This is a genomic window from Haloplanus natans DSM 17983, assembly GCF_000427685.1.
Classification (GTDB): domain Archaea; phylum Halobacteriota; class Halobacteria; order Halobacteriales; family Haloferacaceae; genus Haloplanus; species Haloplanus natans.
Map to the genome: position 1 here is coordinate 908,423 of NZ_KE386573.1, position 11,842 is coordinate 920,264.

The following is an 11,842-nucleotide window of genomic DNA, read 5'->3' on the forward strand; positions in this document are numbered from 1 at the left end:
TCCTGTCACCGACGTGTTCCGTCGCACCCTCCGAGACGCCCTCGCCCCCCTTCGCGGCGGCGGCCGCGGCTGGGTCCTCCTCACCGTCGCCGTCGGCTGGTTGTTCACGCTCGGCCTCCGATTTCTCGTCCCGACGCTCCTCCCGCAAGTGAAGGCGACGTTCGCACTCGACAACACGACGGCCGGGTTCGCGGTATCGGTCATCTGGGGCTGTTATGCCCTGATGCAGTTCCCGGCCGGCCTGCTCGCCGACCGGATCGGCGAGCGGACCGTCCTCGCGGCGAGTCTCGCTGTCAGCGCGGCGAGTCTCGCCCTCCTCGCGGCGGCGCCGATTTTCGTCGTCTTCCTGCTCGGGGCCGCGGCGTTCGGGGTCGGCTCCGGCCTCTACGGCCCCGCCCGCGGCATCTCGCTCTCGAAAGCGTTTCCCGGCAACGACGGCGCCGCGTTCGGAATCACGCTCGCGGCGGGGAGTGTCGGCTCCGCGGTCATCCCCCTCGTCGCGGGCGCGGCCGTCGGCGCGTTGGGGTGGCGGCTCCTCGTCGGCGGCACGGTGCCGGCGTTCGTCGCCGTCGCCGCGCTCGCGTGGTCGAGGCTCCCGGAGCCCATCGACGCGTCGGTGCGCGCCGACGGCGGGACGGTCGCGCCGCCGCTCCGGACGGTGATTCGCTCCCTGCCGAGTGCCCTCCGGAACCGGAACGTCCTCCTCGCCGGTCTGGGGGTGATGTTCTACCTCTTCGCGTTCCAGGGGTTGACCGCCTTTCTACCCACCTACCTCGTCACCACCGAGGGGATCGGACAGGGCGTGGCCGGCCCCATCTTCGCGCTCCTGTTCGTCGGGGGTGCGGCGGGTCAACTCGGGATCGGTTCCGCGGCGGATCGCTACGGCGCCCGGACCGTCCTCGTCGCCGTCGCGGGCCTCGGCGTCGTCACCCTGCTGGCGGTCCCCGTCGTCGACGGCCGCCTCGCGTGGGCCGCCCTCGTCTTCCTGCTCGGCACCCGCATGGCCATCGCTCCCGTGGCGAACGCCTACATCGTGGCACGGCTCCCAGCCGACGTACAGGGCGCCGTCTGGGGCTTTCTCCGCACCTGCCTCTTTCTCGTCGGCTCGACGGGATCGCTGTTCGTCGGCGCGATGGCCGACGCCGGCCGTTTCGACGCCGCCTTCCTCGCGCTCGGCGGCGTCACCGCGGTGGCAGTCGTCTGCTATGCCGGCCTGCCGACCGGGGAGTAACGCCACGAACGTTATACCCCGCGCCGCCGACGTACGCCTATGAGCGACGATCCCTTCGACGTGCGACTCGACGACCTGCCCGCGTCGGTCGACCGGGCGGCCGTGCGGCGGATGCGCTTCGTGGCGCGCGTTCTCGACGACAGTGTGCGAATACCGGGAACGACGGTCCGTATCGGGCTCGACCCGTTGCTCGGCCTCCTCCCGGTCGCGGGCGACGCCGCGAGCGGCGTCCTCTCGCTGTACATCGTCGCCGAATCGGCCCGCCTCGGCGTCTCGCCCACGACCCTGCTCGGGATGCTCGCGAACGTCTGCGTCGACGTGATCGGGGGATCGATCCCCGTCGTCGGCGACCTGTTCGACGCCGTGTGGCGGGCCAACACGCGAAATTTTCGTCTCGCACTCGCGGAGTTGGCCGACGCCGACGGGGCGTCGTCTCGAACCGCCGTCGAGGTCGATATCGAGTAGTCACACGGTCGCTCGATCCGCCGCGTCCTCGAAGGTCGCGCGATCGAGCGGCGGTTCGTACACCCCCGTCTCCGTGACGAGGTAGTCGACGAGGGTCATCGGCGTCGCGTCGAAGGCGGGGTTGTACACCGGCGTCTCCGGCGGTGCGTTCCGCGTCCCGTAGATCTCCCGGAGTTCGTCGCCGTTGCGCTCCTCGATCTCTACCTCGTCGGCGCGTCGCTCGGTGTCGATCGTCGCGTGGGGCGCGGCGACGATGAAGTGCACGTCGTGGCGATCGGCGAGGACGGCGTGTTTGTACGTCCCGATCTTGTTGAAGACGACTCCTTGGTCGCCGAACTCCTCGCCGCCGTCGAGGACGACCCGGTCGGCGCCGACGATCACCGCGTCGACCATCCCCCGTTGCATGCACAGCCCGCTGGCGTTGTCGGGGACGAGCGTCGTCTCGACGCCCCGCTCCTGGAGTTCGACGGTCGTGATGCGCGACCCCTGGTTCAGCGGCCGGGTCTCGTTGGCGATCACGTCGACCCGCTTGCCCGCCTCCTTCGCGGAGTAGACCACCCCGAGCGCCGTCCCCCAGTCGACCGTGGCGAGGGCGCCGGCGTTGCAGTGGGTCATCACCGTGTCGCCGTCGTCGAGAAGGCCGGCGCCGTGTTCGCCCAACCGCTTGTTTCGCGCCACGTCCACGTCGGCGAGCTCCTCGGCGGCCGCGAGCGTCCGCTCTCGTGCCTCGGTGATCGACGTACAGCCCCGAAGGACGCCGAGCAGCGAGTCCACTTCACGCGAGAGGTTCACTGCTGTCGGGCGTGCGGTGGCGATGGCCTCGGCGTCGGCCGACACGGAGTCGACGAACGCCTCGAACGACTCGGCGTCGGTGCGGCGCGCGGCGAGGGCGACGCCGTAGGCGCCGGCCGCGCCGAGTCCCGAGGCGCCGCGGATTCGCAGCCGCTCGATGCTCTCGATCAGCTGTGGCACCGTCTCGGCGTGGTACGTCGTATACTCGCCCGGAAGTTTCGTCTGGTCGACCATCGCGATGCAGTCGCGCTCGTCGTCCCACTCGATCGTTCTCATGTGTCGTGATAGCGGGGCACGCGTCTTAACCCGCTCGCCGTCCCGATCCGTTGGACCGGCGACCTCACCGCCGCCGATCCGGTCGACGCGACCACCCGACGTTTTGCCGCCCGGTCACGTGGGTGGCGTATGGTCGGTCGACTCAAACTGCCACTCGTTCCCGGGTCAGTCCGCTGGCTCCTCGTGGTCGCGACGCTCGTGACCCTTCTCGTCTTCTCGGTCGTCCGCCCGTCCGCCACGGGACCGATCCGTGGCCCCTTCGGACTCGTCCCGCAGTCGACGTGGCTTCACGCCATCGGTTATGCCGGGCTGGCCGTCGTTCTGACGTACGCCCTCCAGACCTCCCCCCGGCCGGACTGGCAGGTGCTCTGTGCCGCGTTCGTGTTCGCGACGGCGTACGGTGCCGGGATCGAACTGCTCCAGTCGACCATCGCCTACCGGACGTTCGATACGGCGGACATCCTGGTCAACGCCGCTGGCGCCGCGGTGGCGGTAGCCGGGTGGAAACTGCTCGTCAGGCGCGTCCGGTTCTATCGGTGTCGACGGCTCGCGTCGCTGCGGCCGCCGCTCGAGTAGCGTTCCACCAACCTATATGCCGTTGCCCCTCACGAATCACGTACGGATGGCTCCCTACGAGGCCTTCGACGCGGACGTGGAAGTCCACGGCCGGACGATCCTCGCCGTCGCCGACGACGCCCTCTCCAGATTCTCCGACGCCTACCGCGAAACGGCGTTCGACGCCCTTGCGACCAACGGTATCGACGACCCGTCGCCCGACGAGTGGTACCCCCAGCAGGCGTGGCTGGGGGCGTTCGAGGTCATCGCCGCGGAGCTCGAACCGCACATCCTGGATCGACTCGGGGAACAGATTCCGGACGTAGCCGAATGGCCGACGGGTGTCCAGTCGGTCGAAGCGGGCCTGCGGGCTATCGACGATGCCTACCAGCGCAACCATCGCGGCGGCGACATCGGCTCCTACGACTTCGAGGCGGTCGGCGAGCGAACCGGCGAGCTAACCTGCGAGAACCCGTACCCCTGTGAGTTCGACCGGGGATTGATTCGGGCCGTCGCTCGTCGTTACGCGCCGGTCGAGTCGTTCGTCGTCGTCGAGGAACGCGGCGACCGGTGTCGACGCGACGGCGACGACGCCTGCGTCTACACCGTCTCCTGGTAGCTACTCGTCGTAGGCTTCGATGGCCGCGATCAGTTCGGCGACCGAGTGATCCATCGCGAGTTCGAGCAGCGTCTCGAACTCGTCGTACGTCGCCGCCAGCGCGGCCACGCGGTCGTACGTGGTGCCCTCGTGGTCGAGGCGGTCCTGTGCCCGGTCGAGCGTCCGGCGGGTCGTCCCCATCTCCCGTGCCACGTACTGCCCGAACACGTCCTGGACGACGAGCCAGAGGTCGGTTTCGGGCTCGAACTGGACCCGCCGGCCGCCACCACCGCTCGACCGACGGCGGATCAGACCGATTCGCGTGAGTTTCCGCGTCACGTTGCTGATCGTCGACTTCGCGTAGCCCGTCTCCTCGACCAGTTCCGGAATCGAGAGCGGGGCCGACGCGAAGTAGAGAACGCCGTAGACGCGGCCGGCGCTTCGACTCAACCCGTACACCTCGGCCGACCGCTCCATCGACTCGATCACGTCGCGTCGGACCGCGTCGGCGTCGTCCCCGGTCATCGTCGCCACCCGCGTTCGGTACGCCGTAGGTTCACGTCTCCATCCGACGGACCGTAAGTATTAAATCGTTTGGTCTGTTCGTTCGGGATGAGCCGAACAAACAAAACAAGCGGCTCATCCGGCGGCATCTCCCCCGCTTCGGCCCTCACACGCTCCTCCCCGCGCCGCCGGTCGATCCCCCACCCATGACACCGTCAACTCGTGCCCGATGTGAACGGCTCGCCGACCGAACCGAGAGCGACCCGTTTCTGACCGCCCTGTTGGTCGTTCCGCTTCTCGTGCTCGTCCATCCAGTCGTCCCCGTGGCGGCACTGCTCGTACTGTGCGGCCGACGGCTCGGCCGCTCGGCCCGCTCCCCGATGGGTCACGGCCGGGTTCGTCGGCCCGCGTAGCCCCCGACCACCGCCGCTTCTATAACCCCTGACAGTTTTCCCCCGGTATGGACCCGCATCTCGTCGCCGTCGTCGTGGGGCTCCTCCAAGGGGTGTTCGAGTGGCTCCCCATCTCCAGCGAGGGGAACATCGCTATCGCGCTCACGGCGCTCGGTACGGCCCCCGGTGTCGCCGTCTCCTACGCCCTGTTCGTCCACCTCGGGACGGCGGTTTCGGCCAGCGCGTACTACCGCGAGGAGGTCCGCACTGCGCTGGCGTCGTGGCCCGCGTTCCGCCCGGCCTCGGCGTTCGACGGCGAGACGGCGACGCTCTCTTTCGTCGTCCTCGCCACCGCCGCCTCGTCGGCCGTGGGACTCGTGGCGCTTCTGGCGCTCGAAGCGCTCGTGACCGAACTGACCGGCGGGGCGTTCGTCGCGCTCATCGGCGCCCTCCTCGTCGCCACCGGGGTCCTCCAGCGGTTCGCGGACGCGCACTCGCTGTCGACACGGGAGACGCCGAACGCCCTCGACGCCGTCCTCGTCGGCGGCCTGCAGGGCCTCGCCATCCTCCCCGGCGTCTCCCGCTCCGGGACGACCACCAGCGCCCTCCTCCTGCGGGGCCACGACGGCCCGGCGTCGTTTCGACTCTCCTTCCTGCTCAGCATCCCCGCCGCACTCATCGGCGGCGGTGTCGGCGTCGTCCGGGCTGGCGGTATCGGCGTCTCGCCGACCGCTGGCCTCGTCGCACTCGTCGTCGCCGCCGTCGTCGGCTACGCGACCATCGACCTGCTGATGCGGGTCGTCCGCCGGGTTGCGGTCTGGAGCCTCTGTGTCGGGCTGGGTGGCCTCGCTATCGCCGGCGGGCTACTGATTTAACGCGGGATTAACTGTCGGTCGTACGGTATTACGCGCACCCTACCTTTCCGACTCGGTCCGTAAGCTCGGATTACCTCGTGGCGCGAATCGGCCACCAGCGTCAAGAGACACGGTTAACAACTAACTAACCAAATAGCTGTATGCATACTCCTCTGGTAATGCTCTCGGGGTGGCGTTACCGGCTTATCAGTGGGATGGGGGCTACGGCACTCGCAGTGGGAAGTGTCGGCGTCGCGAACCATCCGGCCGCACAGCGGCTGACGGATCTGGTCCCGGTGTTCGCTCGTCTGCCGGCGACGACGCTCTCCAACGGCGACCTCTCGCTCGCCATCGCGACCACGCTGCTGGTCGTTCTCGGCGCCCTCGTCCCGCTATTCAAGCCGCGGCCGCGCCGTGTTCTGGATACGATCATGCTCGTCGAGCGACGGGTGTTTCTCGCCGCCGTCGCCATCGCTGCCGTCGGCTACTTCGACTACACGTACCGCCTCCCCCGGACGACGCTCGTCCTCGCCACGCTCACGATGGGCCTCCTCCTGCCCGCGTGGTTCGTCGTCATCCGCCGGAGTCCGCGTGTCGACCCCGATCGGACGGTGGTCGTCGGCGACGATCCGTCGACGATTCGGGATGTCATTCGGGAGACGAACGTCCCCGTCGAGGGGTACATCTCCTCGTTCGCGGCTCGGTTCCGCCGGGCGTCCGACATCGGCGCCCCCGCCATCGTGACCCCCGACGGCGGGACCGTCGACACGACGGCCGTCCCGGACGCGGCCTGTCTCGGTGGACTCGCCCGGCTGGAAGATGTCCTCGTCGAACGCGACATCGACACCGTCGTCTTCGCCTTCGAGTATCCGGACCAGGAGGAGTTCTTCGGCTCCCTCGATACGTGCCACCGAATGGGCGTGAGCGCCAAAGTCCACCACCGGCACGCCGATACGGTGCTGACGACCGGCGTCGAGACGGGGGATCTGGTCGACATCGATGTCGAACCCTGGGACTGGCAGAGCCACGTCCTCAAGCGTGCGTTCGACATCGCCTTCGCGGTGACCGGGTTGCTCGTTCTCACGCCGGTGATGCTCCTCATCGCTACCGCGATCAAGCTCGACGACGGCGGACCGATCCTCTACGCACAGCAGCGAACCGCCGAGTTCGGCGACACCTTCACCGCCTACAAGTTCCGGACGATGGTTCCGGAGGGAGAGTCCGCGACGCCGATGGACGACGAGCAGAACGACCGGATCACCCGCGTCGGCCGCTTCCTCCGAAAGACGCATCTCGACGAGATTCCCCAGCTACTGACGATCCTCAGTGGACGGATGAGCGTCGTCGGTCCCCGGGCGGCGTGGGTCGACGAGGAGGCCGAAATCGAGTCCGAGATCAGTTCGTGGCGCCAGCGCTGGTTCGTCAAGCCCGGCCTCACCGGACTCGCACAGATCAACGGCGTGACGAGCACCGATCCCACCGAGAAACTCCGTTACGACGTGGCGTATATCCGGAACCAGTCGTTCTGGTTCGACATCCGAATCGTCCTTCGACAGCTCTGGATGGCGTTCACCGATGCCCTGACGACTCTCAGATAACACTCCATGCGTGCACTCGGTCGCGATCCCTCTACCAGTCGACTATATGTAGCTGTGACCACACCACTCGAACGAATGCTGGGGGACGAACCGACACCGTGTGGAGGCGTCCGGGATGAGTGAGCCGCCGACAGGTGGCGCGTCCGACGACCGCCGCCGGATCCGCGTCCGGACGGCTCTCCTCCTTGCCCTCGCTCTGGTCGTCCTCGTCCGCCTCCCGACGGTCATGGAGGTGTTTCGCGACGACTGGATCGTTCTCCCCTCGAACGATCCCTATTTTTACCGCTATATGGTCGACCAGTCGCTGCTGAACGGGGTACTTCCGTCCTTACCGGACCGCGCGCTACGCGGCGAACCGCTGCTCGTGGCGACGCTCGCGGTCGCGGCGTGGCCATTCGGTCCGGGAACCTGGGGATCGGGGTTCGTCGTCGCCTGGTACCCCGTGGTCGCGGCCGTGATCACCGCCGCGCTGGTGTACGGTGCCGCCACACGACTCACCGACGACGCGCGGGTCGGCCTCGCCGCAGCCGGGTTACTGGCCGTCACGCCGGCCCACGCCTACCGAACCGCGCTCGGCGTCGCCGACCACCACGCGTTCGACTACGTGTGGCTCGCGCTGACGGCGCTGGCGGTGATCGAACTGCTCGCGCGGAGCGAGCGCGACCGGCGGACGTGGCTCGCGACCGGTGGTCTCGCCCTCGGCGTCGCCGCGCAGGCGCTCTCCTGGGAGGCGTCGCCGCTTCTCCTGCTTCCGCTGGCGCCGGGACTCGCACTCGCGGCGCTGGTCGAGATTCGGCGACCCGGTCCCGAGCGACTCGCGCCGGTCACTGCCGGCCTCGTCCTCGGGGCGGCGCTCGCCCACCTCGTCCATCTGCTCCTCGGGTGGCAGTTCGAGGCCGTCATTTACGCGCTCGACCTGTTGGCGCTTGGGAGCGTGGGACTGCTGGCGCTCGTCGTCGCGATCCGTCGACTCGACGGGTCGTGGACGCGGCTCGCGGTGGCCGAGGCCGGACTCGGTGCCGCCGCCGTCGTCGCCGTTTGGCGGATTCCGGCCATCGCGAGCGAACTGGATTCCGGCCTCGAGTTCTTCGGCTCGACGCAGGCAGCCGAACTCGCCGGCGTCGGCGCCAACTACGGCGCAGTCGGCGTGCTCGTCATCCTCGGGTTCGCGTCCGTGCTCGCCGCGCCGATGCTCTTCTTTGCGGCCAAGTGGGGCTGGCAACGACTCGAACCCGGCTGGTTCGTCGTCGCCATCTACACCATCCACTTCGGCGTGCTGGCGGGACTCCAGCGCCGTTTCGGTGGCGAACTCGCGCCCTTCGCGGCCATCCTCGGCGGCGTCGGCTTCGTGTTGCTCGCGTCGTGGTTCGACCTCGTGCGGCCACCCGTTCCGCGTCGGGCCGACAGCGGGGAGGCCGCCGCCACGGCCGTCGCTGCCGACGGCAGTGGTGAGGACGAACTCGTCGTTCCCGACCGAACGCGCGTGGCACTTCTCGCCGGCCTCGCGGGCGTGGCCGTCGGTTCCGGCTCGCTCTACGCCGCGCTCATCGACCGACGACTCGTCATCACCGACGCCACATACGAGGCGGCCCGCTGGATCACCGGGTACGTCGACGACCACGACATCCCGTATCCCGAGAGCTACGTCCTCAGCAAGTGGGGGCGAAACCGCGTCTACAACTACTTCGTGAACGGGGAAGCGGAGTCGTACGGCTACGCCGAACGGACGTACGAGGACTTCCTCTTCTCGAACTCGAACAGCGCGCCCGACTGGTACGAGGAGTTCACCGACCGCGTGGGCTTCGTCGTCACTCGTGATCTGCCGCATCTCGGCCTCATCCCCTCTTCGACGATTCAGTCGACGCTCCACAGCCGATTCGGGAGCGCAACGATCAGTAATATCGCCGGAGTCGGCCATTTCCGGGCCATGTTCGCGACGGACGACGGCGCACGCAAGGTGTTTCGCGTCGTTCCGGGCGCGACGATTCGGGGCCGGGCGCCGGGGGAGACGGACCGCGTCCGACTCGAAGCCGACGTGTCCATCCCGGGCGCCGAGTTCGAGTACGTCCGCCGGGCGACGGTCACCGACGGTCGTTTCGAAGTGAGAGTCGCCCACCCGGGAACGTATCGAATCGGGCGGGACGGGACGACCGTCGACGTGTCCGAACGCGACGTGCGAACGGGCGGAACCGTGACCCTCGGCGACTGACTGCGCCGAGAAACGACCGCCATACGGTGCTTAACGAGCAATTATCTATCAGCAGCGAGACGGTGTATACGATCAACATATGTCCTTCAGTGAACGCGTGCATCGCCTCCGCCAGCCGGAGTACACCGGTGAGAACCGATGTGTACCGTGCACCGCCGTCAACCTCGTCATCGCCGTCGTGGTCGGCGGTCTCGTGGCAGCCGTCTCCCCGCCGGCGGCCGTCGTCGTGTTCGCGACGTGTCTCGCCGCCATCTATCTCCGGGGATACCTGGTCCCGGGGACGCCGACGCTGACGAAACGCTACTTCCCCGATTCGGTGTTGAAGCTGTTCGATAAGTACGAGCCACCCGAGCCACCGGCCGTGGAGGACGACGCCGACATCGAGGCGTTCCTGCTGGACGTCGAGGCTGTGGAGGAGTGCCGTGACGGGACGGATCTCTGCCTGACCGACGAGTTCGAGGACGCGTGGTACGACCGCATCGCATCCCTTCGTGAGCGGGGCGACGAGGACGACAGCGTCGCCGTGCTGTTCGAGGGCCTCGACATCGAGCCGGATCGGGTTCGCATCGAATCCTACGGTAACGCCTACGAGGCGTACATCGACGACACGCGGGTCGGCCAGTGGGAGTCGCGGGCGGCGTATCTGGCCGACATCGCTGCGGAATCGGAGTTCCGGGAGCGACATCCGGCGTGGCACCGCCTCGGATTCGACGAACGCACGGAAATTCTCGGCGCGCTCCGGCTGTGGTTGGAGCGCTGTCCGGAGTGTGACGGGCCGGTGACTCTCGGTGAGGACACCGTCGAATCGTGCTGTCGGTCGATCGATGTCATCGCCGCTACCTGTGAGGACTGCGGTGCGCGGGTGTTCGAGGCGCAGTTCTCGCCACAGGCGATGGCGGCGGAGTGAGGTCGGCCGCCGTCGTGTACGCTAGATCGCTACTCGTGCGCGTCTAGAATGTGCTGAAAGTACGGGATCATTGCGTTCCGTGCGGCTTCCCACCGGCGGATGTCGTGATACTCGATACCGAGGGCATACTGAACCGGTTCGGGACCGAATCCACCCTGTCCGCTTCGGGGCTTGTCCGGGTACGCTTGATCTTGGAGCGCGGCACGGAGCTCGAGCATTTGCGCGTGCATCGTCGGCGTCCAGTAGTCGCCGCCGCTTTTGTGTTGGACCCACGCTTCGGTCGTCAGGTCGGCGTACTTCGGATCGATACCAGCCGCTTCCGCCCGGCGTCTGAAGGCTTCTCGAACTGAGGACCAGTCGGCCTCGACGATGGCGTTCGGATCGATTTCACCGTCGATACGACAGCTGTCTTCGACTTCGTCTTTGGCCCACAGGGCGTCGACGTAGCCGACGGCTGCACAGTGCACTTCGTCTTCGTCGAGATGCCGAAACTGTAGCGAATCGACCGCTGCGAACGCTTCTACGGCCTCTTCACGCTTCCGTTGATCGTGATTAATGAAACCCTGACAGAGTTGGTCTGCCATGAACGACGCGGACGGCTCGACGTTCCGGATGGATGGTTGCTCCTGTTTCGTTTCAGGGTGACTCTGACTCATGTCGATACCCGTTGATCGGCGGAAGAGCGAAATAACTGTGTCTCTCAAATTATCAGAAAAAATAATCAGTGCAATAATAGCAGATCTAAATCTCTTAGGAGATCTATAGCGGCAGCAAAATCGGTCTCTACGATCGGGCCAAGATATTGACTCTGAGAACTAGTCGACAGACAGCGTCGGGATATCACAGCAATTGCTGGAGGTAGAGCCACCGCCGCGACCAGAACTGGTAGAGCGTCGACACGGCGATGATCATCAGAAATAGGCTCGCCCACAGTAGCGGATCGATCGCCGAGACGAACGGCGTGTTGGTGGAGGCCAGGACGATGCTGAGAAGCGAGATGGTGCCGAGTGCGCGGTAGTACGTCGCCCACGTGACGCCGTAACGTGTGACGACCTCCATATACAGGTCGACTTGGCGGGCGGACTTCCTGAGGATGATCGTCTTTCGGTCGCTATCGTAGTCGACGATTCCCGCGTCGTCGAGTTTCGGGAGGTGGGTCTGGTGGAGCGAGACGTAGACGCTGTCCCGGATGTTGCTCGGCGGCGGTGACTCGCTTGTCTCGATTTCGGCGATGTGCTCCGCGAGATCGCGAAGCGATACTTCGCTCCCCCGATCCTGGAGGCACTTGATCACGTTCCGCCGTCGGTCGTTCCGGAGGATGTCGTGGATGTCCGTCTCCGGAAGTACCTCGTCCGTCTGGAGTAGTCCGATGTTCATGTGTAGCGACCAGGTAGGATGACCAACACGACAATAGGGCATAGTTATCAGGAGCTTTCCCCGCGGACGGCCGGGCCTGAATCG

13 protein-coding genes are annotated in these 11,842 nt (G+C 67.0%); 8 read left to right on the forward strand and 5 right to left on the reverse strand.

Translation table 11 applies throughout. The features are described 5' to 3' along the window. The first annotated feature begins 13 nt into the window (after window positions 1-13). Both HALNA_RS06845 and HALNA_RS06850 read left to right on the forward strand, forming a co-directional pair. Window positions 14-1,231 (forward strand): MFS transporter, encoded by a 1,218-nt coding sequence (locus HALNA_RS06845; protein WP_049935653.1) that lies wholly within the window; start codon window positions 14-16, stop codon window positions 1,229-1,231. A 39-nt stretch (window positions 1,232-1,270) separates the two neighbouring features. Beyond that, window positions 1,271-1,696, forward strand: a complete 426-nt coding sequence (locus HALNA_RS06850) for a DUF4112 domain-containing protein (protein WP_049935654.1) — start codon at window positions 1,271-1,273, stop codon at window positions 1,694-1,696. On the opposite strand, the gene mtnA is transcribed toward HALNA_RS06850, so the two are convergent. Then, window positions 1,697-2,764: an S-methyl-5-thioribose-1-phosphate isomerase gene (gene mtnA, locus HALNA_RS06855; protein WP_049935655.1), complete on the reverse strand. Its 1,068-nt coding sequence runs from the start codon at window positions 2,762-2,764 to the stop codon at window positions 1,697-1,699. A gap of 129 nt (window positions 2,765-2,893) precedes the next feature. Between mtnA and HALNA_RS06860 the strand changes: the two genes are divergently transcribed. Further along, window positions 2,894-3,340, forward strand: coding sequence for a VanZ family protein (locus HALNA_RS06860; protein ID WP_049935656.1), 447 nt, complete (start codon window positions 2,894-2,896; stop codon window positions 3,338-3,340). 46 nt (window positions 3,341-3,386) lie between these two features. Then, window positions 3,387-3,938: a hypothetical protein gene (locus HALNA_RS06865; RefSeq protein WP_049935657.1), complete on the forward strand. Its 552-nt coding sequence runs from the start codon at window positions 3,387-3,389 to the stop codon at window positions 3,936-3,938. Here HALNA_RS06865 and HALNA_RS06870 read toward each other — a convergent pair whose 3' ends face one another. Both HALNA_RS06870 and HALNA_RS19870 read right to left on the reverse strand, forming a co-directional pair. After that, complete coding sequence (locus tag HALNA_RS06870; protein WP_049937994.1) at window positions 3,939-4,442, reverse strand: GbsR/MarR family transcriptional regulator; 504 nt, start codon at window positions 4,440-4,442, stop codon at window positions 3,939-3,941. A gap of 194 nt (window positions 4,443-4,636) precedes the next feature. Then, a complete protein-coding gene (locus HALNA_RS19870; RefSeq protein ID WP_157573473.1) occupies window positions 4,637-4,810 on the reverse strand; it encodes a hypothetical protein in 174 nt (57 codons plus the stop codon). Window positions 4,811-4,881: 71 nt separating this feature from the next. Here HALNA_RS19870 and HALNA_RS06875 point away from each other — a divergent pair, with 71 nt between their 5' ends. The 4 genes from HALNA_RS06875 to HALNA_RS06890 all read left to right on the forward strand — a co-directional run bounded on the left by HALNA_RS06875 (window position 4,882) and on the right by HALNA_RS06890 (window position 10,381). Continuing rightward, window positions 4,882-5,688, forward strand: coding sequence for an undecaprenyl-diphosphate phosphatase (locus HALNA_RS06875; RefSeq protein WP_049935658.1), 807 nt, complete (start codon window positions 4,882-4,884; stop codon window positions 5,686-5,688). 158 nt (window positions 5,689-5,846) lie between these two features. Continuing rightward, window positions 5,847-7,265: a sugar transferase gene (locus HALNA_RS06880; RefSeq protein WP_084509939.1), complete on the forward strand. Its 1,419-nt coding sequence runs from the start codon at window positions 5,847-5,849 to the stop codon at window positions 7,263-7,265. A gap of 115 nt (window positions 7,266-7,380) precedes the next feature. Continuing rightward, the gene (locus tag HALNA_RS06885; RefSeq protein WP_049935659.1) at window positions 7,381-9,474 is read left to right on the forward strand and encodes an STT3 domain-containing protein; all 2,094 of its coding nucleotides are present in this window, start codon (window positions 7,381-7,383) and stop codon (window positions 9,472-9,474) included. 79 nt (window positions 9,475-9,553) lie between these two features. Next, window positions 9,554-10,381 carry a hypothetical protein gene (locus HALNA_RS06890; protein ID WP_049935660.1) on the forward strand — a complete coding sequence of 276 codons (828 nt, stop codon included), beginning with the start codon at window positions 9,554-9,556 and terminating at the stop codon, window positions 10,379-10,381. Between the two features lie 29 nt (window positions 10,382-10,410). Here the strand turns inward: HALNA_RS06890 and HALNA_RS06895 are convergent, their stop codons facing one another. Together HALNA_RS06895 and HALNA_RS06900 are read right to left on the reverse strand one after the other, a co-directional pair. After that, window positions 10,411-11,037, reverse strand: a complete 627-nt coding sequence (locus HALNA_RS06895) for a hypothetical protein (RefSeq protein WP_049935661.1) — start codon at window positions 11,035-11,037, stop codon at window positions 10,411-10,413. Between the two features lie 184 nt (window positions 11,038-11,221). Continuing rightward, window positions 11,222-11,758 (reverse strand): DUF7344 domain-containing protein, encoded by a 537-nt coding sequence (locus HALNA_RS06900; RefSeq protein ID WP_049935662.1) that lies wholly within the window; start codon window positions 11,756-11,758, stop codon window positions 11,222-11,224. Window positions 11,759-11,842: the final 84 nt, after the last annotated feature.